The sequence below is a fragment of the Enterococcus sp. DIV2419 genome (assembly GCF_051711865.1).
GTDB lineage: Bacteria > Bacillota > Bacilli > Lactobacillales > Enterococcaceae > Enterococcus > Enterococcus faecalis.
The window spans coordinates 2,671,357-2,695,000 of record NZ_JBIONS010000001.1 but is presented as its reverse complement, the minus strand read 5'-3'; the positions used below and the strand labels follow the sequence as shown (position 1 = coordinate 2,695,000).

Below are 23,644 nucleotides of genomic sequence, written 5' to 3'. Positions count from 1 at the left end.
CCCATGCCGAACACAGAAGTTAAGCTTCTTAGCGCCGATTGTAGTGAAGGGTTTCCCTTTGTGAGAGTAGGACGTCGCCACGCGAATTGTTGTTTTTGGAGGTTTAGCTCAGCTGGGAGAGCACCTGCCTTACAAGCAGGGGGTCAGCGGTTCGATCCCGTTAACCTCCATTTTTTGAGCCGTTAGCTCAGTTGGTAGAGCATCTGACTTTTAATCAGAGGGTCACAGGTTCGAGCCCTGTACGGCTCATATTCATATTTCATTTGCGGGTGTGGCGGAATTGGCAGACGCACTAGATTTAGGATCTAGCGCCGCAAGGCGTGGGGGTTCAAGTCCCTTCACCCGCATATTTAGCCGGCTTAGCTCAGTTGGTAGAGCATCTGATTTGTAATCAGAGGGTCGAGGGTTCAAGTCCTTTAGCCGGCACCATTTTGCGGAAATAGCTCAGTGGTAGAGCACCACCTTGCCAAGGTGGGGGTCGCGGGTTCGAACCCCGTTTTCCGCTTAGCCAATTCATTACGCCGGGGTGGCGGAACTGGCAGACGCACAGGACTTAAAATCCTGCGGTGAGTGATCACCGTACCGGTTCGATTCCGGTCCTCGGCATTGTTTTATATTTAGCACCCATAGCTCAACTGGATAGAGTGTTTGACTACGAATCAAAAGGTTAGGGGTTCGACTCCCTTTGGGTGCATTAGTTATATACGGGAAGTAGCTCAGCTTGGTAGAGCACTTGGTTTGGGACCAAGGGGTCGCAGGTTCGAATCCTGTCTTCCCGATAATAATTTTCATGGGGCCTTAGCTCAGCTGGGAGAGCGCCTGCTTTGCACGCAGGAGGTCAGCGGTTCGATCCCGCTAGGCTCCATTCTTATTTTAATATAAGAGTTTCGCGGTGTAGCTCAGCTGGCTAGAGCGTCCGGTTCATACCCGGGAGGTCGGGGGTTCGATCCCCTCCGCCGCGATTATACATTTGGAAGAGCCTGGACCTTTAGCTCAGTTGGTTAGAGCAGACGGCTCATAACCGTCCGGTCGTAGGTTCGAGTCCTACAAGGTCCATTGTGACGTTGTTTATAGTTTTATTTTTATCATGGAGGATTACCCAAGTCCGGCTGAAGGGAACGGTCTTGAAAACCGTCAGGCGGGTAAAACCGTGCAAGGGTTCGAATCCCTTATCCTCCTTTCTTAGGAATTAAGTTTCCTTAGTCTAATTATCGCGGGGTGGAGCAGTCAGGTAGCTCGTCGGGCTCATAACCCGAAGGTCGTAGGTTCAAATCCTGCCCCCGCAATTGCTTTTGATTTCAAAAGCACATAAAAAGAAAAGTATGGTTTGGTAGTTCAGCTGGTTAGAATGCCTGCCTGTCACGCAGGAGGTCGCGGGTTCGAGTCCCGTCCAGACCGCCATGCGGGTGTAGTTTAGTGGTAAAACCACAGCCTTCCAAGCTGTTGTCGCGAGTTCGATTCTCGTCACCCGCTTTTCTTTTTGGGCCTATAGCTCAGCTGGTTAGAGCGCACGCCTGATAAGCGTGAGGTCGATGGTTCGAGTCCATTTAGGCCCATAATTTTATAAAATGGCCCGTTGGTCAAGCGGTTAAGACACCGCCCTTTCACGGCGGTAACACGGGTTCGAGTCCCGTACGGGTCATAGTTTTGTTACGGAGGATTACCCAAGTCCGGCTGAAGGGAACGGTCTTGAAAACCGTCAGGCGGGTAAAACCGTGCAAGGGTTCGAATCCCTTATCCTCCTTTCTTAGGAATTAAGTTTCCTTAGTCTAATTATCGCGGGGTGGAGCAGTCAGGTAGCTCGTCGGGCTCATAACCCGAAGGTCGTAGGTTCAAATCCTGCCCCCGCAATTGCTTTTATTTTTTAAAGCATACATTTGCATAAAGCAAAAACGAATTGGTTTGGTAGTTCAGCTGGTTAGAATGCCTGCCTGTCACGCAGGAGGTCGCGGGTTCGAGTCCCGTCCAGACCGTTTTTGGCTCGGTAGCTCAGTTGGTAGAGCAATGGATTGAAGCTCCATGTGTCGGCAGTTCGATTCTGTCCCGCGCCATCCAAGAAAAATTTGCGGGTGTAGTTTAGTGGTAAAACCACAGCCTTCCAAGCTGTTGTCGCGAGTTCGATTCTCGTCACCCGCTTTTTTCTTATTTGGGGCCTATAGCTCAGCTGGTTAGAGCGCACGCCTGATAAGCGTGAGGTCGATGGTTCGAGTCCATTTAGGCCCATTTATTTCTTGGGGAAGTACTCAAGTGGCTGAAGAGGCGCCCCTGCTAAGGGTGTAGGTCGGGAAACCGGCGCGAGGGTTCAAATCCCTCCTTCTCCGTTTTTTCTTTTTAATGGCCCGTTGGTCAAGCGGTTAAGACACCGCCCTTTCACGGCGGTAACACGGGTTCGAGTCCCGTACGGGTCATAGTGAAGCATACAAACATTGTTTGTATGCTTTTTTTATTTTTATTACAAACAAATGTCGTTGAAAGCGTTGACATTTGTTGTAAATATGTTATTCTTTGGATGTAGGGATAAGTAAATAGATGGATAGTGATTGTTTAAAGACAAGCTAAACCTAATTTTTTCATGAAGCGACAGGTGTGTCGTTCTTTTTGAAGAAATTGGGTTTTTCTTTTTTCAACGAAACACAAAGGAGGTGGGGCATTGATTATTCACAAAATTTTAAACAATAATGTGGTTATTACATTAGATGATGATAAACGAGAGCAAATTGTTATGGGCAAAGGAATTGCTTTTAAGAAACGCATTGGGGATTGGGTTCCTGATGAAAGTATCGATCAAGTTTTTTATTTAGCCAATCAAGAAACATCACTTAAGTTTCAAGAATTGTTAGGAAATATTCCTTTAGAGATGATGAAACTCTCGGATGACATTATTGTTTATGCAAAATCAACGTTGAAAAAGAGTTTGAATGATACCATTTATATTTCTCTGACGGATCATTTGTACACAGCTTTAGAAAGAAAAAAACAAGGAATTGCAATTAAGAATTTATTATTATGGGATATTAAACGTTTTTTTCCTGAAGAGTACGAAGTAGGAGTAAATGCTTTAAAAATGGTACAAAAGCGCGTAGGAATGGAATTGTCAACGGATGAGGCAGGTTTTATCGCATTGCACTTGGTAAATGCGGAGATGGAGGAAGAAGTCGGTAATATTTACGAATTGACAAAGTTGATGCAAGAGATTACAAATATCGTCAAATACTATTTTAAGGTAAGTTTTGATGAAGACTCTGTCTACTTTTATCGATTTAGCACACATTTAAAATTTTTCTGTTATCGCTTATTACACCAACGTGAAGTTGTCGAAAATGATGATGAAGAACTGTATGCGGTAATTAAAAAGAAATATCTCAACGCCTATCGTTGCGTGGAAAAGATCAGCTTGTATTTAAATGAGAACTATGACTATCAAGTTTCAAATGAAGAACGCTTGTACCTAACGATTCACATTGCACGAATTGTACAAACAACGGAACAATAAACGCACCACTTTGGATAGTGACATTCAGTTGGCTAAACCTTCAAATGAAAATAAATTTTTGGAGGAAAAAAAGATGGGAAAATATCATGAACTAGCAGAAAAAATTGTAAAAAATGTCGGTGGGCAAGAGAATATTAATAGTTTGACACATTGTATCACACGTCTTCGCTTTAAATTAAAAGATGAGAGTCAAGCGAATGATGATGTCTTAAAAAATATGGACGGTGTGGTAACTGTTATGAAAAGCGGTGGACAATACCAAGTCGTTATTGGGAACCATGTTCCAGCCGTTTACGAAGAAGTAGTTAGTATTGCAGGCTTGTCAGGAGAACGTGAAGAAGAAGCTTCCAGTGGGAATTTATTTGATCGCTTAATAGATATTTTAAGTGGTTGTTTCCAACCCTTTTTAGGGGCGTTAGCAGCGGCTGGGATGGTCAAAGGGTTAAATGCCTTATTGGTTTTCTTAAAGCTCTATACGGCTACGTCAGGGACTTATACCATGTTAAATGGGATTGGCGATGCAATTTTCTACTTTATGCCAGTTATTTTAGGTTATACAGCAGCTAAAAAATTCCGGTTGCATCCAATGGTAGGGATCGTGATTGGCGCAGCTTTATGTTACCCAACGATTCAAGGAAGTGCATTACAAACGGCCTTTGAAACAACAGCGGGTGCGGGAGCCGCAGCGCCGTATAATTTATTCGGCTTACCTGCCTATGATACATTTATGGGGATTCCTTGGGTCGGTGCGAACTATACAAGTAGTGTCGTACCAATCATCTTCATTATTGCTTTTGCGGCACAAGTTCAAAAAGTGTTTAAACGTATTATTCCAGAAGTTGTTCAAACGTTCTTAGTACCGTTTTTCGTCTTGTTGATTGCCTTACCAATTGGTTTCTTAGTAATTGGGCCAATCGTTAGCATGCTAACAGATTTATTAAGCGCTGGCTTTACAGCATTAATGAGTTTCTCACCAGCTTTGTATGGTTTGATTCTTGGTTTCTTCTGGCAAGTCTTAGTTATTTTTGGTTTACATTGGAGCGTTGTGCCATTAGCTATTATGCAAGTGACACAAGAAGGTTCAAGCCAAGTATTAACGGGATCATTTGCAGCTAGTTTTGCGCAAACAGCGGTTGTTTTAGCGATGTTCTTCAAATTGAAAGATAAAAAGTTAAAAGCTTTGTGTCCGCCAGCAATTATCTCTGGTATTTTTGGTGTAACAGAGCCAGCAATTTATGGAATCACTTTACCAAAAAAATGGCCATTTATTTATTCAATGATTGGTGGCGCTGTCGGTGGTTTATATTTGATGATCAACAATGTGACAGCTTATACAATGGGTGGTTTAGGAATTTTTGGTGTGCTAAACTTTATCAATGGTGATGATGCAAGTGGGATGATCCAGTCCTTTATTGCAATTGCCATTGCAGCGGTCGTTGGTTTTGGTCTAACATTCTTCTTCTGGAAAGACAATACAGTTGAGGAAGAAGTGATTATTGATAAAACAACGATTAAAAAAGAAAATATTACAAGTCCAGTCAAAGGACGAGTGTTATCTTTAAAAAATGCAGAGGATCCTGCTTTTGCAAATGGAGCATTAGGAAATGGGGTCGTGATTGAACCAACGGAAGGTAAAGTGGTTGCACCCTTTGATGGAACGATTGTCACACTATTCCCAACAAAACATGCATTAGGTTTGATTTCAGATAACGGCACAGAATTATTGATTCATATTGGGATTGATACAGTTCAATTAGAAGGTGAAGGCTTTGAAGCTTTTGTAAAACAAGGTGACCGCGTGAAAAAAGGTCAAACATTAGTAACCTTTGATTTAGAAGGAATTAAAAAAGCTGGGTTTAGTACACAAATTCCAATCGTTGTGACGAATACAGCGGATTATTTAGATATTTTGGAAGTCGGCAGTAATGAAGTTTCAACAAGTGATGATTTGCTGACCGCTTTAATATAAAAAGATGTGGAGGAAGAGAATTTATGGCATTTAGAAAAGACTTTTTATGGGGTGGCGCAACAGCAGCCAATCAATGTGAAGGTGGCTATAACGAAGGCGGACGCGGTTTGGCAAACGTCGATTTAGCGCCAACGGGTCCAGATCGTTTTCCAGTAATCACTGGTGAAAAGAAAATGTTTAACTTTGATGAAGAACATTTCTATCCTGCACAAGAGGCAATTGATATGTATCATCGCTATAAAGAAGATATCGCCTTATTTGGTGAAATGGGTTTTAAAACATACCGTTTATCCATTGCTTGGAGTCGAATTTTTCCAATGGGAGATGAAACAGAGCCGAATGAAGAAGGCTTGAAGTTCTATGAAGACTTATTCAAAGAATGTCATAAATATGGGATTGAGCCACTAGTAACGATTACACACTTTGACTGCCCAATGCACTTAGTGGAAGAATATGGCGCTTGGCGTAGTCGTAAGTTAGTAGGTTTCTATGAAAATCTTTGTCGTGTAATTTTCAACCGATATAAAGGATTAGTCAAATATTGGTTAACATTTAACGAAATTAATATGATTTTACATGCACCATTTATGGGAGCAGGTCTATACTTTGAAGAAGGCGAAAACAAAGAACAAGTGAAATACCAAGCGGCCCATCATGAACTACTAGCAAGTGCAATTGCGACAAAAATTGCTCATGAGGTAGATCCTGAAAACCAAGTAGGTTGTATGTTAGCGGCTGGTTCCAACTACGCTTATACTTGTAAACCAGAAGATGTTTTCGCTGCTCGACAAGCAGATCGTGAAAATTATTTCTTTATTGATGTCCAATCACGTGGGGAATACCCTGCGTATGCTTTAAAAGAAATGGCCCGTAAAGGTATTCAAATTGAAATGGAAGAAGGCGACGAAGAACTTTTAAAAGAACATACGGTGGACTTCATTTCGTTCTCTTATTATTCTTCTCGTGTCACATCAACAGATCCAGAAATTAATGAACAAACAGCTGGTAACATCTTTGCCTCTGTGAAAAATCCTTATCTAAAAGCCAGTGAATGGGGTTGGCAAATTGATCCACTTGGTTTGAGAATTACGATGAATGACTTATATGATCGTTATCAAAAACCACTATTCATTGTTGAAAATGGCTTAGGAGCGGTAGATACACCAGACGAAAATGGTTATGTAGTCGATGATTATCGTATCGATTATTTGGCGGCGCATATTCAAGCGATGAAAGATGCCGTTGAACAAGATGGTGTCGACTTGTTAGGCTATACGACTTGGGGCTGTATTGATTTAGTATCAGCTGGAACAGGTGAAATGAAAAAACGCTATGGCTTTATCTATGTGGATCGCGATAACGAAGGAAATGGTACGTTAAAACGAAGCAAGAAGAAATCGTTTGATTGGTACAAAAAAGTAATCGCAACAAATGGTGAAGATTTAAGTAATTAATAAAATTAGCAACTATTAAAGGGCGTTTGACGTTGGTAGAAAAAACAAGGACTCTTCTGCCAGTGTCAATTCCCTTGATGGTTTCTTTGTGATGCCTAAAAACAGAGGGAAAGAGGGATTTTATGGGATTTCCAGAAAATTTTTTATGGGGCGGTGCAACAGCTGCTAACCAATATGAAGGTGGCTACCTTTCAGGAGGCAAAGGTCTGAGTACATTAGATGCAATTACTGGTGGTAGTCAAACAGAACCGCGACGGATTACGTATTTAACTAAAGAGGGCCAAAAAGCTTCGTGTACGCGCGATCAAGCATTACCCGAAGGAGCGATTGGTTATATCGATGAAGAGTTATACTACCCTAGTCATGTAGCGACGGACTTTTACCATCATTACGAAGAAGATATCGCCTTATTTGCAGAAATGGGTTTCAAATGTTTTCGGCTGTCTATCGCCTGGAGCCGGATTTGCCCAAATGGAACAAAAGAGATTAATGAAGAAGGCTTAGCCTTTTATGATAAAGTTTTTGATACTTTGCTGCGCCATGGAATTGAGCCCGTTGTGACGATTAACCATTTTGATATTCCGATGTATTTGGCCGATGAATATGATGGTTGGAAAAATCGTGAAGTGATTGATTTCTTTGTTTTCTTTTGCGAAACCATTTTTACACGTTATCAGGATAAAGTGAAGTATTGGATGACTTTTAATGAAATTAATTTTTTAAGAAGTTGGACGCAAATTGGGATTCACAATAATGATAAACAAAGTAAATATCAAGCAGCGCATCATCTATTTGTAGCAAGTGCGAAAGCAGTTGAATTAGGACATTCCATCAATCCAGATTTCCAAATTGGTATGATGGTGGCTTATATTCCAAGTTATCCTTTGTCCTGCAAACCTGAGGACGTGATGGCAGCTGTTCAATTTAACCGAGAGCAAGAATTTTATATGGATGTCCAGGCTAAGGGCTATTATCCAGCGCATAAGCTCAAAGAATTTGAGCGTGAAGGAATGACAATTCAAATGGAGTCAGAGGATTTAGCGATTATTCAAAAAGGAACAGTTGATTATATCGGGTTTAGTTATTATATGTCGACTGTTTCGACTGCTTATCCCGAAGAAGTAAAATATGTCGGAGGCAACCAAATGCCTGCGGTTAAAAATCCTTATTTGCAAGAATCTGAATGGGGCTGGGCTGTCGATCCTTTAGGGTTAAGAATTTCATTGTGTCAGCTGTCAGATCGTTACAATATGCCATTGTTTGTGGTTGAAAACGGGTTTGGTGCGGTGGACACATTGCAAGAGGATGGCTCGATTGTCGACGATTACCGCATTGATTATTTTAAACAACATATTGAAGCCATGAGAACCGCAGTAGAAGAAGACGGAGTTAACTTAATTGGTTATACGCCTTGGGGTTGTATTGATTTAGTTTCAGCAGGGACTGGCGAAATGAAAAAACGTTACGGCTTTATCTATGTAGACATGGATGACCAAGGTCAGGGAACCTTGAAACGAACTAAGAAAAAATCATTTAATTGGTACAAACAAGTTATCGCTAGTAATGGTGAAAACTTAACAACAGAGTAGAAGATGAGGGGAAATAAAAAATGAAAAAACGATTGACGATTGTGGGGATGCTTTTTCTGGCCATTTTAGTAATGGTTGGTTGTGGTAAAAATCAGCAAGCAACGACAAAAGAAAAAGAGACAAAACCTGAAGAACTAACTCTTTACATTGTGCGCCACGGAAAAACCATGTTAAATACGACGGACCGCGTACAAGGATGGTCAGATGCGGTCTTAACACCAGAAGGTGAAAAAGTTGTGACAGCAACTGGAATTGGCCTGAAAGATGTTGCCTTTCAAAATGCATATAGTAGTGATAGTGGCCGCGCATTGCAAACTGCTCAACTTATTTTAGACCAAAATAAAGCAGGCAAAGACCTTGAAGTCGTGCGTGACCCAGATTTACGTGAATTTAATTTTGGTAGCTATGAAGGGGATTTAAATAAGACAATGTGGCAGGATATTGCTGATGATCAAGGTGTTTCCTTAGAAGAATTTATGAAAAACATGACTCCTGAATCCTTTGCCAACAGTGTAGCTAAACTGGATCAACAGCGCGAGGAAAGCAAGAATAACTGGCCTGCAGAAGACTATGCTACAATTACTAAACGTTTGAAAAAAGGCTTAGATAAAATTGTTGCCACAGAATCAGCCAATCCCGGGAATGGCAATGTTTTAGTGGTCTCTCATGGCTTGAGTATTTCAGCGTTGTTAGCAACTTTATTTGATGATTTTAAAGTCCCAGAAGGCGGTTTGAAGAATGCTAGTGTCACAACAATTCATTACAAAAATGGCGAATATACTTTGGATAAAGTCAATGATGTCAGCTACTTAGAAGCAGGCGAAAAAGAATCAAAATAATCTAAGGAATCGAGAAACAGTCTATTTAGGAGTTGGTGGAGCAAGAAAAGGGTTGCTCCATCAACTCCTATTGTTGTGTTCTTTTTTTATTAAAGGTAGAATCAGAAAGAAGAATTTTTTCATTGGGAGGTAATGAGATGAAAAATAGAACAAAATCACGTTGGAAAAAAATTGTCCTAGGAATCGGGCTTTTTTTAGCGGTATTAGTCATCGGTCTGACTATTTTTATTAAAAATAGTACGTATCAAGCAACCGATTCGGCCTTAAAAATAAGTCAAAGTGCCACGCAAGAAAAAAACTATGATTATTACACAAACGGGCAAAAAAATGATACAGCACTGATTTTTTATCCAGGTGCATTGGTTGTGCCCGCTAGTTATAGTGAATGGGCGCAAGAAGTTGCTACGAAAGGTTACGATGTCTATGTTGTTCATTTTCCTTTGAATTTAGCGGTTCTTGCACCAAATGCTGCAGAACAAATTATAAAGGATCATCCACAACAAAACTTCGTTTTGGCTGGGCATTCTCTGGGTGGTGTGATGGCTAGTCGTTTTGTAGCGGAAAATGAGCAACGAATCAAAGGCATGATTTATTTAGCCAGCTATCCTGACGAAAAAGGTGCACTAAACAAGCAAAATCTGCCGGTTCTGTCAATAACAGCCACAAACGATGGTGTTTTAAATTGGACTAGCTACCAAAAAGCCAAACAGTTTTTGCCAAAAGATACGCAGTATGTATCTATCGAAGGTGGGAACCATGCAGGGTTTGGTAATTACGGTGTCCAAAAAGGAGACAACAAAGCGACAATTTCTAATGAGCAACAGCAAACAGAAATCAGTCAATTGATTGTAGCATGGCTACAATCACGCCCCAATAAATAATCCGATGAGCCGAAATGTTATTTTTTCGGCTCATTTTTACTGCGATAAACAGAGGGGGTTACGCCTGTTTCTTTTTTAAAAGTGGTGGCAAAATATGCTGCGGTTTGGAAGCCAACTTTTTTCGCGATTTGTTGAATCGTAAGGGGTGAATGGAGAAGCAATTCTTGGGCTTGCCTAATTCGGACACTTGTTAAATAAGCTAATGGGGTTTGTTTCGTCTGTTCCTTAAAGGTTCGCTGCAAATGAAAGGGACTACCGTGGCAGGTTTGCGCTAAATAGTCTAAACTTAAAGGTTCCGCTGAATGCCGATCAATAAATTGCTTAATTTGAGCAACCCATTCCTCGTTAGGAACGACTTGCCCGGTTGGTTGACATCTTTTACATGGACGAAAACCAAGTGTTAAAGCTTCCTGAGCCGTTTTGAAGATCAGAACGTGGTTCTTATTGGGCACACGGGAAGGGCACGAAGGACGACAAAAAATTTTAGTTGTGGTCACACCATAAAAAAAATCACCATCAAATTGCGTATTATTATTTTGAATGGCTTCCCAACGTTTCTGAGTAAGTCGATACGTTGTTTTCATTGTAAGCACACCTCCCGTTTTCTTCATTGTAAAAGAATCCCTAATAAAAACAAGTAAAAAGTGATAGGAGCGCAAGATTTTGAAAGCCAAAAGAATTATAATGAAGATAAGAAAAACACGAGAAAGAAGTGTAGAAATATGGCAAAAAAAATTTATTATGCGCAACAAGAATGGCAGAACGATCACTATTATCTTGGTGTGACAGACGCTGGACTAGCTTTTGTAGGTTCAGCCAATCAATCGATAGAAGAGCTGAAAAACTGGTACCCTCAAGCACAATTAGAAGCTTCTGAAAAGAAAACTGCGCCTTATAAAGAAGCATTAATAAGTTATCTTAACCAACATTCGACAACGTTTGCTTGCCCCATAGACATAGAAGGAACGCCCTTTCAAAAAGAAGTTTGGCAGGCGTTGCAAGAAATCCCTTATGGTGAGACAATGACCTATCAAGAAATTTCAGAAAAAATTGGGCGTCCACGTGCGGTTCGAGCAGTTGGCACAGCGATTGGGAAAAATCCTTTATTAATGGTCATTCCTTGCCATCGAGTCATCGGCAGCAAGGGACAATTAACCGGTTACCGTGGTGGTTTAGCAATGAAACAAGCATTATTAACATTTGAACAGTCTTAAAAGGAGGCGGCGATGAACAACTATCAATGGTATACAGAACAATGGGGAAAACCTACAAGAGAGGATGATTTGCTGTTTTTATTGTTGACGGTGGGTGTTTTTCAAGTTGGTTTAAGTTGGAAAGCAGCCGCAGGGAAAAAAGTAGCATTCATGAAAAATTTTTGCCAAATGAAGCCGGAAAAAGTTGCCGCGCTGTTGCCTGACGAAGTCGATCGAATAGTAGCTGATCCAGATATGATTCGCAATCGGCGCAAAATTGAAGCAACCATTAAAAATGCGCAAGCAATTTTAAAAGTACAAGAAGAATTTGGCAGTTTTGCCAATTATCTATGGCAATTTGTAAAAAACGTCCCCGTTTTATCTATTTATGAAGAAGCATACCAAGTCCCGCGCACACAGCTTTTGTCAGATAACGTAGCAAAAGACTTAAAAAAAAGAGGATTTTCTTTTGTAGGTCCGATTGTCACCAATATGTTTCTGAAAGCTAGCGGGATTATCCAGGTAGAAATTTTAAATCCAGAATAAAGGAGTGTTAGGATGTTTGAAAATGAATCTCTTAGTTTTGAAGAACAAACAATTATTCAAGCAGCAGCGCGTTATGTTCAACAAGAATTAGCCAACGAAGCAAGTGGCCATGACTGGTGGCATATTTATCGAGTGACACAATTAGCAAAAACAATTGCAGAGAAAGAACAAGCAAATTTATTTTTATGTATATTAACAGCATTGTTACATGATATTGGCGATGAAAAATTTAACGAAAGTGAAGAGGCTGGCTTACTAAAGGTGCAACAATGGTTGGAAGCAAATAACGTATCAACAGAGCAAACGAATCACATCCTTTCCATTATTGCTAATATGTCCTTTAAAGGAGGAAATACTGGGAAAACAGTTACTACATTAGAAGGAAAAGTGGTCCAGGATGCGGATCGATTAGATGCCATCGGCGCGATTGGAATTGCACGGGTGATGGCTTATTCGGGAAATAAAGGCCGTCTAATTCACGATCCCCACAAACAACCTCGTGAACAGTTAACCCAAGAAGAATACCGGAATGGGGAAGATACTGCCATTATGCATTTTTATGAGAAACTTTTAAAGTTAAAGGAACAAATGAATACAAATTATGGTCGCTTATTGGCGGAAAAGCGTCATCAATTTATGGAACTTTATCTGGAGGAATTTTATCAAGAGTGGGATGGACATCGATAAATAAGGGCCAACTAAAACAGTCAGTACATTTCTTTTTGAATTTTAAGAGAACTCTTTTTTACAAATACCTCAGAAGTGGTAAAATGATGGATGAATAAACGGGTGGTTTATCTTAGTTTTACGTTACATATAGGAGGTAATTATGGAGACAAAAAAATCGAGTGGCATGTTTGCAGTTATTGCCGCACTGATTGCGAATATTTTAGTAGCGATTAGTAAATTTGTTGGTTTTGCTTTAAGTGGTAGTACCGCTATGATGAATGAAAGTATCCACAGTGTCGTGGACTGTAGTAATCAGGTATTATTACTTTTTGGGAATAAGCGCGCTTCTCGTGGACAAAGTGCGTTACATCAATTTGGAGAAGGCCGTGCAAAATACTTTTTTAGTACAATTGTTGCAACGATGCTCTTTTTTGGTGGGGGTGCGTTAGGCGTAATGGAGGCTATTCAGAAGTTACTGCATCCCTCTCATGAAGTAGAAAATGTGGCTATTGTCATTGGTATTTTAATTTTTGGTTTGCTTGTGGAAGGTAGCTCGTTGCGTGTAGCGATGAAAGAAATCAAAGAATTGAATACAGAGAAGTTATCGCTCTTAAAATTTTTGCGAGAAAGTCGTCACAGTGAAATTTTAATTATTTTTACGGAAGACTTTTGTGCGGTTATTGGTTTGTGTTTAGCTTTGGTGGGGACCCTTTTAACGATGGTAACTGGGATTGCTGCATTTGATGCTATCAGTGGTTTACTGATTGGTTTACTATTAATGTGTGCAGCCATTTTCTTAGCGAAAGAATTTTATAGTTTGATTATAGGCGAAAGTGTGACCGCTACAGATTTAGCAAAAATTAAAACCGCATTTGATCGGGCGGATGTTGAAAAACTAATTGATGTAAAAACCGTTCATTTAGGCCCAACTGAAATTTTAGTAGCGGCAAAAATTGATGTGGTAGAACCAATGGAAGAAGATGCACCTGATGTTGTGAATGCGATTGAACGAGACATTCGCAGTAAAATGCCTGATAAAAAAATCTATATCTATATTGAAGTTGACGATTATGATGTGAATTACATTCGTAAATAACAAATGAAAGAATAACTTTAAAAAACAATATGGGGGAAGAAACGATGCAAGAGGCAATTATAACAAGTACAGTAGATTTAACCAGTGGTGGTTGCAACGCCTGTGGTTTAGTGGAAGATACCGTCTACACATTAGCAATGAATGGAGTGGACATTCCGTTAGATGGCTTGACAGTTGCTCATCTAGTTTCTGCTGTTGTTGCCAGAAATGGATTTAAACAGGAGCTACAAATGGATATGCTAGATGACGAATATATCCTTTATCGAAAAGAAGACACAGCAGTAACCTTTAAAGAAGCGTACAATCATTTAAGCTACGATAACGGTTCTGAAAAAATCCAATCTAAAAATAAACTGGAAGATTTACCAGAACTTTTTGAACAAGTCAATCAAATTCTAACAACTGTTTTTGGAATTGAAACTGTCGATTTTATTATAGAATAAAGTAAAAAATAGAACAGAAATTGGACAATCAATGAGTGAAAGAGATTGTCCAATCTCTGTTTTTTAATGTATAAATAGAAAATAAAGACAAAAAATGATTAAGTTAAGTGAACGCCTTTATCGACATAAATGATGTCACCGACCACACCACTAGCTAGTTCACTGACTAAAAAGGCACAAGTGTTTCCGACTTCTTCAATGGTTACACCTGTTTTATCTGGTGTCCGCTCATTAGAAATACTAATCAATTGATCGTAGTCTTTTACACCAGTCACAGCCAATGTTTTAATCGCTCCTGCAGAGATTCCGTTGACACGAATTTTATCTGCAGCTAATTCAAAAGCTAAATATTTCACGGCAGTTTCTAAAGAAGCTTTAGCAATCCCCATCATATTGTAGTTAGGAATCGCACGTTCGGAACCTAAATACGTCAATGTGACAATTCCTGAACCAGGATTTAACAAAGGTTTCGCATAATGAGTGACTGCTAAAAGAGAGTAGCTACTAATATCTTGTGCTAATAGGAACCCATCACGAGTGATGTCACTAACGTTTCCAGACAATTCTTCTTTTTTGGCAAAAGCAATCGCATGGACTAGTCCATCGATCGTGCCCACTTCATTTTTAATTGTTTCAAAGGCTGCTTGAATGGACGCATCAGAAGCAACATCGCATTCCACCAACAAATCATTTTCATCTGCTAATTTAACCACTTGCTTTTTCATGCGTTCATTTTGATACGTATAAATAACATTGGCCCCTTGATCTTTTAATGCTTTTGCACAGCCCCAAGCAATACTTTTTTTGTTGGCAACACCCATTACGACGACATTCTTATTTTGTAAAAACATATAAAATCTCCTTTAATAAAAAATTTTTGTTGATAGAATAGGCTTTTCTTCATCAAAATGTAAAAGTTACATTTATTGAGTTGACGAATAAAATTTCAACTGGTATTATCTGTGTGAGAATGATAACAAAATCTTCTCAATTTTCTAATCTTGAAAAAAACAGACATTTTTCCTGATGTCTGAATTATTAACCAAAATACTTTGAAAGTCAAACTATTTTTCTTATTTTTTGAGAAAAAGTGCTGGAAACCGCATGGAATAATAGTTTGATAATCAAAATAAACTCGGAGGTACAGTATGAAAAGAGTGGTCATAACCGGCATGGGTGCCGTAACACCATTAGGCAATACCGTAAAAGAATTTTGGCATAATCTAGTGGATGGCAAACTAGGAATTGGCAAAATTACTAAATTTGATTCTGAAGATACTGGGGTAGCTTTGGCTGGCGAAGTGAAAGAGTTTGACCCAAGTGCTGTTTTAGAACGCAAAGAGCAAAAAAGAATGGACTTATTTTCTCAATATGGCTTGGTCGCTGCTTTAGAAGCGTGGGAAATGAGTGGTTTAACAGAAGCAACGATTGACCCGACTCGTTTAGGTGTGATTGTCGGTAGTGGGATTGGCGGGATGACTACCTTACAAGACCAAGTACGGGTAATGGATAAAAAAGGCGCAAAACGCGTAACACCATTTTTCGTGCCCATGGTAATTGCTAATATGGCAGCGGGAAATATTTCGATTCGTCTAGGTGCAAAAGGACCTTCTCAAACTATCGTGACTGCTTGTGCTTCTGCGACGAATGCGATTGGTGAAGCTTTTCGCACGATTAAATATGGTTTAGCGGACATGATGGTAACTGGGGGGACAGAAGCCACAGTATGTGAAATTGGGATTGCAGGCTTTGCAGCATTGAATGCTTTAAATACAACAGAAGATGCGACTCGGGCTTCGATTCCTTTTGATAAAGAACGAAAAGGTTTTGTGATGGGTGAAGGCGCAGGAATGCTGGTTTTAGAAGAACTCGAGCATGCACAGAAACGTGGCGCAACTATCTACGGCGAAATTGTTGGATATGGCAGCAACTGTGATGCTAGCCACATGACCGCTCCTTTAAAAGACGGTAGTGGCGCGGCGGCTGCGATGGAAATGGCGATTGCAGAAGCAGGGATTACGCCGGAACAAATTGGGTATATCAATGCTCATGGTACGTCAACCCCAGCGAATGACGCTGCGGAAACAACGGCCATCAAACGTGTCTTTGGTGAGCGAGCATCGCAAATTCCAATTTCAAGTACAAAGAGTATGACTGGACATTTATTGGGCGCGGCTGGCGGTATCGAAGCGATCGCTTGTGTGCAAACATTGCAAGAAGGAAAAGCTCATCCGACAATAGGCTACCAAGTTGCTGATCCAGATTGTGATTTAGATTATGTCACAGAAGGTGCACGTGACATTACAGCGGACTATACAATTAGTAATTCGTTTGGCTTTGGTGGCCATAATGGTGTAATTTGCTTGAAGAAATGGGAGGAAAACTAGTATGAAAAAAGTAATGACTGCAACAGAAATTATGGAAATGATTCCTAATCGCTATCCGATTTGTTATATTGATTATGTGGATGAAATTATTCCAAATGAAAAGATTATTGCAACAAAAAATGTAACAATTAACGAAGAATTTTTCCAAGGACATTTTCCTGGAAATCCAACAATGCCAGGCGTTTTGATTATTGAAGCATTGGCACAAGTAGGTTCGATTTTAATCTTAAAAATGGATCAATTTGAAGGTGAAACGGCCTATATTGGCGGTATCAACAAAGCCAAATTCCGTCAAAAAGTGGTCCCTGGTGATGTCTTGAAATTACATTTTGAAATCGTCAAATTACGTGACTTTGTCGGCATCGGCAAAGCGACTGCTTACGTGGAAGATAAAAAGGTCTGCGAATGTGAATTGACGTTTATTGTGGGACGATAAGAATCAATCAATTTTGGATACGTTAGTTTCCCTAAGAAAAGGAATAAGTCACAATGGCTTATTCCTTTTTAAATTTATATAAATAACACTAACGCAAAAAAACATGCTATAATCATAAAAAGCTTACGTGAAGGTGGTAAGCTTATGAGTAAAACAATTTACAGGAGGGTTTTTCTTTTGGATATTTCAGTAGAGTTTTCGGGACATAAATTGGCGAATGTGTTAATGAACGCATCAGGCATTCATTGTATGACAATTAAGGAAATGGACGAGTTAGCGGCTTCTCAAGCAGGTGCTTTTGTCGCTAAGACGGCAACACCTAATCCTCGTCAGGGCAATGAGGAGCCTCGGTATTTTGATACACCATTAGGAAGTATTAACTCAATGGGCTTGCCTAATTTAGGGATTGATTATTATTTAGATTATCAGATTGCACGTCAAAAGGAATTTCCCGAGGAGTTACGCTTTTTATCTGTATCTGGTATGAATTATGAGGAAAATATCGCTATTTTAAAAAAAGTGCAAGAAAGTGAATACACAGGAGTGACAGAATTTAATTTGTCTTGTCCCAATTTGCCTGGTAAACCGCAAATTGCTTATGATTTTGAATTAACAGAAAAGCTTTTAACAGAAGTTTTCCAATTTTTTACTAAACCATTAGGTGTAAAATTACCCCCATTTTTTGATATTGCACATTTTGACGCAATGGCTGAAATTTTAAATAAATTCCCTTTAGTATACGTGAATAGTATTAATAGCATCGGTAATGGTTTATATATTGACAGTGACAAGGAAGAAGTGGTCATTAAACCAAAAGGAGGCTTCGGTGGACTGGGCGGCGAATATGTCAAACCAACAGCGTTAGCCAATGTTCGTGCGTTTGCGCAACGTTTGAAACCAGAAATCAAAATTATTGGAACGGGCGGTATTACATGTGGAAAAGATGTTTTTGAGCATCTTTTATGTGGTGCGACATTAGTACAAGTCGGCACACAATTGCATCAAGAAGGTCCACAAGTTTTTGAGCGTCTAGCCAAAGAATTACAAGAAATCATGGCAGCAAAAGGTTATGAAAGTATTGAAGAATTTCGTGGGAAATTGAAAGAGATGTAACAAAAAAACGTCAAGAAATTTTCTTGACGGTTTTTTGTTATTTCACAGCCTTAACATTTTCCATAAAGGCTTCCAAATATTCAGGTTGTGTTAATTGTTGGTTACAGGTGTCGCTATCATGGCAAATGTAATTGCCTTTTTTCGTGTAGGTTCCGTCACCGCCTGATTTGGTGGTAGCTAGGAACATAGACACATTCGTGATTGTTTGACAGATGGAGCAAACACCTTTAACAATGGTGGGTGAAAGGGTGCCGTGGACGCCGATTAATTTATTTTCTCGATAAGCTAAGATAAATTTTTTCTGAGTCCCAGCGTCGTTCCAACCGACATAGGTATTGTTCCGTAAATCCATGTTTTCCCACTCAGGAATCTTTAACTTTTTCACTTTGCGAAAGACTTTCGTGACTTGTGGTGTTGAAGGTTCCTTAAAGGGCAGCACGGTTTCTTTTAATTCGTCTAAATATTTTTCAGCACGCGCGCGTGTTAAACGACGATCCATCACTTTGTCCAACAAAATCGTAACAGCAGGGTGTTCTTCTGGAAATAACCCATTGATTTTTTCGGCACATAGGGCCTGGACAGTTTTGACAGTCGTAGCATCGTTAACAGACGTATAGGTGTTTAGTAACACAGCGACTTGTTCTTTAATTATGTTAAATTGGTAAGGTTGAATAGTTGGGTTCATGATTTTAAATTCCTTTCAAATAGACCGAGTACATACGCTGAAAGGCAATTTGTCTCACCAACGTATGTTTAGTGACAGACAACCTCATGTGTTTTTGATAAAGATAGCGTTTGACGTATCATATCATCACCCCCTTTAATGATTGATTTTTTCTATGTAAAAAGTGAAAATAATTGATGAAAGCTTGGTAATTCTAACGCAATTCAAGAAAAAAGGCAAGTTAAACTCGTTTTATTTCCCAATTCAATGTCTGGGGAGTGATAAACTTCTAAAAAAGATACGTGATTTCCTAGATTAATCCTAGGTTATTTGCTACAATAATGAAGAATTAACCAGAGAAAAGGAGAAATTACAATGATTGCAGCAAGCGATTTAAAAGCCGGTATGACTTTTGAGCAAGACGGCAAATTAATTAAAGTAATGGAAGCTAGCCACCACAAACCAGGTAAAGGTAACACGGTTATGCGTATGAAATTAAAAGATGTTCGTACGGGTTCAACAACAGATACAACAATGCGCCCAGATGAAAAAGTGAAAAAAGCGCACATCGATACAAAACCAGTTCAATATTTATACAGCCAAGATGATATGGCTATTTTCATGGATTTAGAAACATATGAACAATATGAAGTACCAACTGCTTTAATTGAAGAAGAACTAAAATATTTATTAGAAAATATGGAAGTAAAAATTCAATTTTATGGTGAAGAAGTCATTGGTTTAACTTTACCAACAACGGTAATCTTACGTGTTGCTGAAACACAACCTTCAATCAAAGGCGCAACAGTAACTGGTTCTGGTAAACCCGCTACAATGGAAACAGGATTAGTTGTTAACGTTCCAGATTTTGTTGAAGCAGACGAATTATTAGAAATCAATACTGCGGAAGGTACGTATTTAAAACGTGCTAAATAAGTAGCAGAAAAACAGAAGGCTAGCCTTCTGTTTTTTTTGGTCTATTAATTCTTTTGCCTATAAGAAAACCATTGGTGTGATAGGAAATAGCAATCGTTAGAATCGTTGACACTAGAAAATGGTAAATGGTATAGTTTGGTCAACACATGACGAAGGAGGAAATCAACCATGACGAAAAAACAAGCTAGCCTTTTTTTAAAAACGGAAAGCTGTTGTTGTATGGTGCAAAATAGTGCAGCATACTCTTTTGTGATGGGGAAAACCTCCGTTATTTCTGAAAAATTGCCTAACACGATTCCTCTCTGAATCTAGACAACCAGAAATAAACAAAAAAGGTGCTGATGCGATCAGCACCTTTTTGTTTTATGTACATGTATTAGAAGGAGGAATTCGCTATGATTGTTCAGTCAATTTTAGACACAATCGGAGCAACACCATTATTTGAATTTACAAGTGAACAATATCCTATGCCAGAAGGCACTAAAATTTATGCGAAACTAGAATATTTGAATCCAGGTGGCAGCGTCAAAGATCGGCTTGGTGTGCATCTTCTCAAAGAAGCAATGAAAACGGGAAAGATAAATCAAGCCACAACAATTATTGAACCGACAGCGGGGAATACAGGGATTGGACTTGCATTAGCTGCCAGTCAACTGGGCCTCAAGACAATCTTTGTTGTGCCAGAAAAATTTAGTCAGGAAAAACAACAGCTGATGCAAGCGTTAGATGCTAAAATTGTCCCTTCGCCAACAGAGCAAGGGATTGTCGGAGCGATAACTAGTGCCCAAGACTTAGCCAAGGAAATTCCTAATAGTTACGTGCCGTTACAATTTGAAAATCCGGATAATCCTGCTGCTTACTACGAAGGATTAGGACCTGAAATTGTTCAAGACCTAGGCGGGAAGATTACTAGCTTTGTCGCAGGTTTAGGCAGTGGTGGAACGTTTGCAGGTGTTGGCAGATATCTCAAAGAACAAAATAGTAAGACGCAATTATGGGGCGTGGAGCCAGAAGGTTCAATTTTAAATGGCGGACCTGCACACGGACATGAAATCGAAGGCATTGGCGTGGAGTTCGTGCCGCCTTTTCTTAAACAGATTCCTGTGGACGGCTTTTATACCATTTCAGACGAGGATGGTTTTTTCTGGGTCAAACAATTAGCCAAGAAAAGCGCTTTGCTGGTGGGAAGCTCCAGCGGCGCAGCATTTGCGGCGGCATTAAGAGAGGCGCGCCGCTTACCAGCAGGCAGCACAATTGTAACTATTTTTCCTGACGGTAGTGACCGTTATTTATCAAAAAATATTTATTCTTAGGAGGAAAACTTTTATGAAATTCAATACCAAATTAATTCATGGCGGCATTAGCAAAGACACAACAACAGGTGCAGTGAGTGTTCCTATTTATCAAACATCAACCTTTGAACAAAATGGCGTGGGCCAGCCAAAAGAATATGAATATTCTCGTTCAGGTAATCCCACACGTCACGCGTTAGAAACCTTAATTGCTGAGTTAGAAGGTGGGAGCCATGGCTTTGCGTTTAGCTCAGGCTTAGCTGGTATTCATGCAATCATTTCTATGTTTGGACCCGAAGATCATATTTTATTAGGTGACGATGTCTATGGGGGGAGTTTCCGTTTATTGGATAAAGTATTTGTAGCAAATGGGTTAAGCTACACGATTGTAAACGCCAGCGACGTATCAACAATTGAAGCCGCAATTCAGCCAAATACAAAAGCCTTGTTTTTGGAAACACCAAGTAATCCACTGTTAAAAATTACAGATATTGAAGCGGCAGCTAAGCTTGCTAAAAAACATCAGTTGTTAACCATTGTCGATAATACATTTGCGACGCCTTATTTTCAACGGCCGTTAGCGTTAGGTGCTGATATTGTGGTTCACAGCGGGACAAAATATTTAGGGGGCCATAGTGATGTAGTCTCTGGTTTAGTCGTAACGAATAACCCAGAAAGCGCAGAAAAGATTGCCTTTTTACAAAATGCGATTGGCGCTGTTTTAGGACCGCATGATAGTTGGTTGGTCCAACGTAGTTTAAAAACATTAGGCGTCCGGATGGCAGCGCACGCCCAAAATGCTCAAAAAATTGCAGAATTTTTAGAAGCGCATCCAGCGGTAGCAACGGTGTATTATCCAGGACTAGCGAGTCATCCTGGTCACGAAATTGCGCAAAAACAGATGTCGGGATTTAGTGGCATGATTTCTTTTGAATTAGCCAAGGATGAGCAAGTCGTTCCTTTCGTAGAAGCGTTGGAAATTTTTACTTTAGCGGAAAGTTTAGGTGGCGTAGAAAGTTTAATTGAAGTACCTGCCATTATGACTCACGCATCTATCCCCAAAGAAAATCGTGAAGCCGTGGGAATTAAAGATGGACTCATTCGTTTATCTGTAGGAATTGAAGCAGTCGAAGATTTATTGGCTGATTTAGAAAAGGGATTACAAGCATAAACAAAAGGCCCTCGTCTTTAGACGAAGGCCTTTTGTTTATAATTCTTCTCCATTCGTAGCAATCACTTGTTGATACCAAGCAAACGATTTTTTCTTTCGCCGTTCCAACGTTCCGTGACCATCGTTGTCTTTATCTACATAAATGAAGCCATACCGTTTCTTCATTTCGCCTGTACTAGCGCTCACTAAATCGATGAATCCCCAAGGTGTGTAGCCCATCAAATCAATGCCGTCATACGCAACGGCTTCTTTCATCATCTCAATATGTTCACGTAAATAAGCGATTCGGTAAGTGTCGTTAATCGTTCCGTCTGGTTCTAGCTCATCAATAGCACCAAAGCCATTTTCGACAATAAAAAGTGGTAATTCATACCGATCATTGAACCAATTCATTGCATAGCGTAAGCCCATAGGATCGATTTGCCAACCCCAATCAGATGTTGCTACATAAGGATTTCGCACCAAGTCTTTTGCTTCATTGTAGTCAAAAGTAGGGGCCTTTTCTGCACCTTTCACAGCAAACGACATGTAATAGCTAAAGCCAATATAATCAACACAGCCATTAGCTAAATCAGTTAAATCTTCTTTTGTGACATCTAATGAAATGTTTTTTCGTTTCAAATAGCATTGAATTGCACTTGGATAATGACCGCGGACATGAACATCGGTAAACCAATAACGTTTTTGCATTGCGCTAACACTCATCATCATATCCTCAGGATTACAAGAATAAGGATAAATAGGCACCATCGCAATCATACAGCCAATTTGGAAGTCGGGATTGATAGCGTGGCCAATTTTCACTGCACGTGCGCTAGCGACTAGTTCATAATGAGCAGCCTGATACATAATTGCTTCGCGGTCTTCTCCTTCCTGGTAAGCAATACCAGAGTTAGTAAAAGGTGCAAAATCTTCTTCATAATTGGCTTGGTTGTTAATTTCGTTAAAGGTCATCCAATATTTGACTTTTTTCTGGTAACGAGTGAAACAGACTTCAGCAAATTTGACAAAAAAATCAATGACCTGGCGATTGCGAAAACCGCCATATTTTGTGACTAAATGATAAGGCATTTCAAAGTGAGACAGTGTCACAACTGGCTCAATGCCATTTTTCAAACACTCGTCAAAAAGTGCATCATAAAAACGAAGGCCTTCTTCATTGGGCGTTTCTTCATCTCCGTTAGGAAAAATTCGTGTCCAAGCAATAGAGGTTCGGAAACAATTTAAACCAAGTTCTTTGAATAGTTGAATATCTTCTTGATAGCGATGGTAAAAATCAATCGCTTCATGGTTAGGATAGTGTTCATCTGGTAAAACGCCTGCGGTAATTTTACGAGGGACGCCATGTGCACCGGCAGTCATTACATCCGCCACGCTCACCCCTTTACCGCCTTGGTCCCAGCCTCCTTCTAATTGATGAGCAGCGACAGCGCCGCCCCAAAGAAAATCATTTTTCAAAATTGACATATCGTT

The 23,644-nt window shown here is 39.8% G+C and carries 22 protein-coding genes, 25 tRNA genes and 1 rRNA gene (1 of these 48 cut by a window edge); 44 read left to right on the top strand and 4 right to left on the bottom strand.

Features of this window, described 5'->3' with window-relative positions; all coding sequences use genetic code 11:
• From rrf to IGI97_RS12610, 32 genes are all read left to right on the top strand, one after another.
• Window positions 1–83, top strand: a 5S ribosomal RNA gene (gene rrf / locus IGI97_RS12765) (it extends 33 nt beyond the left edge of the window).
• Between the two features lie 14 nt (window positions 84–97).
• A tRNA-Val gene (locus IGI97_RS12760) sits at window positions 98–170 on the top strand.
• 6 nt (window positions 171–176) lie between these two features.
• A tRNA-Lys gene (locus IGI97_RS12755) sits at window positions 177–249 on the top strand.
• Between the two features lie 16 nt (window positions 250–265).
• Window positions 266–347 (top strand) — tRNA-Leu (locus IGI97_RS12750).
• A gap of 6 nt (window positions 348–353) precedes the next feature.
• Window positions 354–429 (top strand) — tRNA-Thr (locus IGI97_RS12745).
• A 4-nt stretch (window positions 430–433) separates the two neighbouring features.
• Window positions 434–505: transfer RNA gene (locus IGI97_RS12740), tRNA-Gly, on the top strand.
• Window positions 506–520: 15 nt separating this feature from the next.
• A tRNA-Leu gene (locus IGI97_RS12735) sits at window positions 521–606 on the top strand.
• A 14-nt stretch (window positions 607–620) separates the two neighbouring features.
• Window positions 621–694, top strand: a tRNA-Arg gene (locus IGI97_RS12730).
• An 11-nt stretch (window positions 695–705) separates the two neighbouring features.
• Window positions 706–779 (top strand) — tRNA-Pro (locus tag IGI97_RS12725).
• A gap of 13 nt (window positions 780–792) precedes the next feature.
• Window positions 793–865 (top strand) — tRNA-Ala (locus tag IGI97_RS12720).
• Between the two features lie 23 nt (window positions 866–888).
• Window positions 889–962 (top strand) — tRNA-Met (locus IGI97_RS12715).
• Window positions 963–982: 20 nt separating this feature from the next.
• A tRNA-Ile gene (locus IGI97_RS12710) sits at window positions 983–1,056 on the top strand.
• 33 nt (window positions 1,057–1,089) lie between these two features.
• Window positions 1,090–1,179, top strand: a tRNA-Ser gene (locus IGI97_RS12705).
• A gap of 33 nt (window positions 1,180–1,212) precedes the next feature.
• Window positions 1,213–1,286, top strand: a tRNA-Met gene (locus tag IGI97_RS12700).
• A 38-nt stretch (window positions 1,287–1,324) separates the two neighbouring features.
• Window positions 1,325–1,401, top strand: a tRNA-Asp gene (locus tag IGI97_RS12695).
• 1 nt (window position 1,402) lies between these two features.
• Window positions 1,403–1,473 (top strand) — tRNA-Gly (locus tag IGI97_RS12690).
• Window positions 1,474–1,482: 9 nt separating this feature from the next.
• Window positions 1,483–1,556: transfer RNA gene (locus tag IGI97_RS12685), tRNA-Ile, on the top strand.
• A 14-nt stretch (window positions 1,557–1,570) separates the two neighbouring features.
• Window positions 1,571–1,642: transfer RNA gene (locus IGI97_RS12680), tRNA-Glu, on the top strand.
• Window positions 1,643–1,654: 12 nt separating this feature from the next.
• Window positions 1,655–1,744: transfer RNA gene (locus IGI97_RS12675), tRNA-Ser, on the top strand.
• Between the two features lie 33 nt (window positions 1,745–1,777).
• Window positions 1,778–1,851 (top strand) — tRNA-Met (locus tag IGI97_RS12670).
• 48 nt (window positions 1,852–1,899) lie between these two features.
• Window positions 1,900–1,973, top strand: a tRNA-Asp gene (locus tag IGI97_RS12665).
• 5 nt (window positions 1,974–1,978) lie between these two features.
• A tRNA-Phe gene (locus IGI97_RS12660) sits at window positions 1,979–2,051 on the top strand.
• 14 nt (window positions 2,052–2,065) lie between these two features.
• Window positions 2,066–2,136, top strand: a tRNA-Gly gene (locus tag IGI97_RS12655).
• Between the two features lie 13 nt (window positions 2,137–2,149).
• Window positions 2,150–2,223, top strand: a tRNA-Ile gene (locus IGI97_RS12650).
• A gap of 10 nt (window positions 2,224–2,233) precedes the next feature.
• Window positions 2,234–2,321, top strand: a tRNA-Ser gene (locus tag IGI97_RS12645).
• Window positions 2,322–2,336: 15 nt separating this feature from the next.
• Window positions 2,337–2,408, top strand: a tRNA-Glu gene (locus IGI97_RS12640).
• 242 nt (window positions 2,409–2,650) lie between these two features.
• A complete protein-coding gene (gene licT / locus IGI97_RS12635) occupies window positions 2,651–3,493 on the top strand; it encodes a BglG family transcription antiterminator LicT (protein ID WP_002355181.1) in 843 nt (280 codons plus the stop codon).
• 73 nt (window positions 3,494–3,566) lie between these two features.
• Window positions 3,567–5,462 carry a beta-glucoside-specific PTS transporter subunit IIABC gene (locus IGI97_RS12630; protein ID WP_002365001.1) on the top strand — a complete coding sequence of 632 codons (1,896 nt, stop codon included), beginning with the start codon at window positions 3,567–3,569 and terminating at the stop codon, window positions 5,460–5,462.
• 23 nt (window positions 5,463–5,485) lie between these two features.
• Window positions 5,486–6,916 (top strand): 6-phospho-beta-glucosidase, encoded by a 1,431-nt coding sequence (locus IGI97_RS12625; protein WP_002355183.1) that lies wholly within the window; start codon window positions 5,486–5,488, stop codon window positions 6,914–6,916.
• A gap of 122 nt (window positions 6,917–7,038) precedes the next feature.
• On the top strand, window positions 7,039–8,505 hold the full coding sequence (locus tag IGI97_RS12620; RefSeq protein WP_010711916.1) for a glycoside hydrolase family 1 protein: 1,467 nt from the start codon (window positions 7,039–7,041) through the stop codon (window positions 8,503–8,505).
• A gap of 20 nt (window positions 8,506–8,525) precedes the next feature.
• Window positions 8,526–9,344: a histidine phosphatase family protein gene (locus tag IGI97_RS12615; RefSeq protein WP_002358330.1), complete on the top strand. Its 819-nt coding sequence runs from the start codon at window positions 8,526–8,528 to the stop codon at window positions 9,342–9,344.
• A gap of 137 nt (window positions 9,345–9,481) precedes the next feature.
• A complete protein-coding gene (locus IGI97_RS12610; protein ID WP_010816987.1) occupies window positions 9,482–10,225 on the top strand; it encodes an alpha/beta hydrolase in 744 nt (247 codons plus the stop codon).
• A 17-nt stretch (window positions 10,226–10,242) separates the two neighbouring features.
• Here IGI97_RS12610 and IGI97_RS12605 read toward each other — a convergent pair whose 3' ends face one another.
• Window positions 10,243–10,836 carry a bifunctional transcriptional activator/DNA repair enzyme AdaA gene (locus IGI97_RS12605; RefSeq protein ID WP_002358333.1) on the bottom strand — a complete coding sequence of 198 codons (594 nt, stop codon included), beginning with the start codon at window positions 10,834–10,836 and terminating at the stop codon, window positions 10,243–10,245.
• Between the two features lie 111 nt (window positions 10,837–10,947).
• Here IGI97_RS12605 and IGI97_RS12600 point away from each other — a divergent pair, with 111 nt between their 5' ends.
• The 5 genes from IGI97_RS12600 to IGI97_RS12580 all read left to right on the top strand — a co-directional run bounded on the left by IGI97_RS12600 (window position 10,948) and on the right by IGI97_RS12580 (window position 14,172).
• Window positions 10,948–11,439, top strand: a complete 492-nt coding sequence (locus IGI97_RS12600) for a methylated-DNA--[protein]-cysteine S-methyltransferase (protein WP_002355188.1) — start codon at window positions 10,948–10,950, stop codon at window positions 11,437–11,439.
• Window positions 11,440–11,451: 12 nt separating this feature from the next.
• Complete coding sequence (locus IGI97_RS12595) at window positions 11,452–11,964, top strand: DNA-3-methyladenine glycosylase I (RefSeq protein ID WP_002355189.1); 513 nt, start codon at window positions 11,452–11,454, stop codon at window positions 11,962–11,964.
• 12 nt (window positions 11,965–11,976) lie between these two features.
• Complete coding sequence (locus IGI97_RS12590) at window positions 11,977–12,651, top strand: HD domain-containing protein (protein WP_002413471.1); 675 nt, start codon at window positions 11,977–11,979, stop codon at window positions 12,649–12,651.
• Window positions 12,652–12,793: 142 nt separating this feature from the next.
• A complete protein-coding gene (locus tag IGI97_RS12585) occupies window positions 12,794–13,729 on the top strand; it encodes a cation diffusion facilitator family transporter (protein ID WP_002386043.1) in 936 nt (311 codons plus the stop codon).
• A 29-nt stretch (window positions 13,730–13,758) separates the two neighbouring features.
• Window positions 13,759–14,172 carry a DUF4809 family protein gene (locus IGI97_RS12580; protein ID WP_033595372.1) on the top strand — a complete coding sequence of 138 codons (414 nt, stop codon included), beginning with the start codon at window positions 13,759–13,761 and terminating at the stop codon, window positions 14,170–14,172.
• Window positions 14,173–14,270: 98 nt separating this feature from the next.
• On the opposite strand, the gene fabI is transcribed toward IGI97_RS12580, so the two are convergent.
• Window positions 14,271–15,023, bottom strand: a complete 753-nt coding sequence (gene fabI, locus IGI97_RS12575; protein ID WP_002358338.1) for an enoyl-ACP reductase FabI — start codon at window positions 15,021–15,023, stop codon at window positions 14,271–14,273.
• Window positions 15,024–15,320: 297 nt separating this feature from the next.
• Between fabI and fabF the strand changes: the two genes are divergently transcribed.
• The 3 genes from fabF to IGI97_RS12560 all read left to right on the top strand — a co-directional run bounded on the left by fabF (window position 15,321) and on the right by IGI97_RS12560 (window position 18,108).
• Complete coding sequence (gene fabF / locus IGI97_RS12570) at window positions 15,321–16,559, top strand: beta-ketoacyl-ACP synthase II (RefSeq protein ID WP_010821341.1); 1,239 nt, start codon at window positions 15,321–15,323, stop codon at window positions 16,557–16,559.
• Between the two features lies 1 nt (window position 16,560).
• A complete protein-coding gene (gene fabZ / locus IGI97_RS12565) occupies window positions 16,561–16,995 on the top strand; it encodes a 3-hydroxyacyl-ACP dehydratase FabZ (protein WP_002355197.1) in 435 nt (144 codons plus the stop codon).
• Window positions 16,996–17,139: 144 nt separating this feature from the next.
• The gene (locus IGI97_RS12560; RefSeq protein ID WP_002386045.1) at window positions 17,140–18,108 is read left to right on the top strand and encodes a dihydroorotate oxidase; all 969 of its coding nucleotides are present in this window, start codon (window positions 17,140–17,142) and stop codon (window positions 18,106–18,108) included.
• 37 nt (window positions 18,109–18,145) lie between these two features.
• Here IGI97_RS12560 and IGI97_RS12555 read toward each other — a convergent pair whose 3' ends face one another.
• Window positions 18,146–18,793 (bottom strand): FusB/FusC family EF-G-binding protein, encoded by a 648-nt coding sequence (locus tag IGI97_RS12555; protein ID WP_002355200.1) that lies wholly within the window; start codon window positions 18,791–18,793, stop codon window positions 18,146–18,148.
• Between the two features lie 354 nt (window positions 18,794–19,147).
• Here IGI97_RS12555 and efp point away from each other — a divergent pair, with 354 nt between their 5' ends.
• The 4 genes from efp (at window position 19,148) to IGI97_RS12535 (ending at window position 22,171) form a co-directional block, all read left to right on the top strand.
• Complete coding sequence (efp, locus tag IGI97_RS12550) at window positions 19,148–19,708, top strand: elongation factor P (RefSeq protein WP_002355202.1); 561 nt, start codon at window positions 19,148–19,150, stop codon at window positions 19,706–19,708.
• A 168-nt stretch (window positions 19,709–19,876) separates the two neighbouring features.
• Window positions 19,877–20,014, top strand: a complete 138-nt coding sequence (locus IGI97_RS12545; RefSeq protein WP_010816990.1) for a hypothetical protein — start codon at window positions 19,877–19,879, stop codon at window positions 20,012–20,014.
• 89 nt (window positions 20,015–20,103) lie between these two features.
• Window positions 20,104–21,021, top strand: coding sequence for a PLP-dependent cysteine synthase family protein (locus tag IGI97_RS12540; RefSeq protein WP_010821343.1), 918 nt, complete (start codon window positions 20,104–20,106; stop codon window positions 21,019–21,021).
• Window positions 21,022–21,034: 13 nt separating this feature from the next.
• The gene (locus IGI97_RS12535; RefSeq protein ID WP_081115733.1) at window positions 21,035–22,171 is read left to right on the top strand and encodes a cystathionine gamma-synthase; all 1,137 of its coding nucleotides are present in this window, start codon (window positions 21,035–21,037) and stop codon (window positions 22,169–22,171) included.
• A gap of 36 nt (window positions 22,172–22,207) precedes the next feature.
• On the opposite strand, the gene genA is transcribed toward IGI97_RS12535, so the two are convergent.
• Complete coding sequence (genA, locus tag IGI97_RS12530; RefSeq protein ID WP_002358345.1) at window positions 22,208–23,638, bottom strand: 6-phospho-beta-glucosidase GenA; 1,431 nt, start codon at window positions 23,636–23,638, stop codon at window positions 22,208–22,210.
• Between the last annotated feature and the right edge of the window lie 6 nt (window positions 23,639–23,644).

Excerpts from the sequence above, each read along its gene's own strand:
- genA (WP_002358345.1), bottom strand. The coding sequence starts at position 23,638 with ATGTCAATTTTGAAAAATGATTTTCTTTGGGGCGGCGCTGTCGCTGCT.
- IGI97_RS12580 (WP_033595372.1), top strand. The coding sequence starts at position 13,759 with ATGGGGGAAGAAACGATGCAAGAGGCAATTATAACAAGTACAGTAGAT.
- IGI97_RS12615 (WP_002358330.1), top strand. The coding sequence starts at position 8,526 with ATGAAAAAACGATTGACGATTGTGGGGATGCTTTTTCTGGCCATTTTA.
- IGI97_RS12620 (WP_010711916.1), top strand. The coding sequence starts at position 7,039 with ATGGGATTTCCAGAAAATTTTTTATGGGGCGGTGCAACAGCTGCTAAC.
- IGI97_RS12595 (WP_002355189.1), top strand. The coding sequence starts at position 11,452 with ATGAACAACTATCAATGGTATACAGAACAATGGGGAAAACCTACAAGA.
- efp (WP_002355202.1), top strand. The coding sequence starts at position 19,148 with ATGATTGCAGCAAGCGATTTAAAAGCCGGTATGACTTTTGAGCAAGAC.
- fabI (WP_002358338.1), bottom strand. The coding sequence starts at position 15,023 with ATGTTTTTACAAAATAAGAATGTCGTCGTAATGGGTGTTGCCAACAAA.
- IGI97_RS12600 (WP_002355188.1), top strand. The coding sequence starts at position 10,948 with ATGGCAAAAAAAATTTATTATGCGCAACAAGAATGGCAGAACGATCAC.
- IGI97_RS12560 (WP_002386045.1), top strand. The coding sequence starts at position 17,140 with ATGAGTAAAACAATTTACAGGAGGGTTTTTCTTTTGGATATTTCAGTA.
- IGI97_RS12540 (WP_010821343.1), top strand. The coding sequence starts at position 20,104 with ATGATTGTTCAGTCAATTTTAGACACAATCGGAGCAACACCATTATTT.
- IGI97_RS12590 (WP_002413471.1), top strand. The coding sequence starts at position 11,977 with ATGTTTGAAAATGAATCTCTTAGTTTTGAAGAACAAACAATTATTCAA.
- IGI97_RS12555 (WP_002355200.1), bottom strand. The coding sequence starts at position 18,793 with ATGAACCCAACTATTCAACCTTACCAATTTAACATAATTAAAGAACAA.
- IGI97_RS12610 (WP_010816987.1), top strand. The coding sequence starts at position 9,482 with ATGAAAAATAGAACAAAATCACGTTGGAAAAAAATTGTCCTAGGAATC.
- IGI97_RS12585 (WP_002386043.1), top strand. The coding sequence starts at position 12,794 with ATGGAGACAAAAAAATCGAGTGGCATGTTTGCAGTTATTGCCGCACTG.
- fabF (WP_010821341.1), top strand. The coding sequence starts at position 15,321 with ATGAAAAGAGTGGTCATAACCGGCATGGGTGCCGTAACACCATTAGGC.
- IGI97_RS12605 (WP_002358333.1), bottom strand. The coding sequence starts at position 10,836 with ATGAAGAAAACGGGAGGTGTGCTTACAATGAAAACAACGTATCGACTT.
- IGI97_RS12535 (WP_081115733.1), top strand. The coding sequence starts at position 21,035 with ATGAAATTCAATACCAAATTAATTCATGGCGGCATTAGCAAAGACACA.
- IGI97_RS12625 (WP_002355183.1), top strand. The coding sequence starts at position 5,486 with ATGGCATTTAGAAAAGACTTTTTATGGGGTGGCGCAACAGCAGCCAAT.
- IGI97_RS12630 (WP_002365001.1), top strand. The coding sequence starts at position 3,567 with ATGGGAAAATATCATGAACTAGCAGAAAAAATTGTAAAAAATGTCGGT.
- fabZ (WP_002355197.1), top strand. The coding sequence starts at position 16,561 with ATGAAAAAAGTAATGACTGCAACAGAAATTATGGAAATGATTCCTAAT.
- IGI97_RS12545 (WP_010816990.1), top strand. The coding sequence starts at position 19,877 with ATGACGAAAAAACAAGCTAGCCTTTTTTTAAAAACGGAAAGCTGTTGT.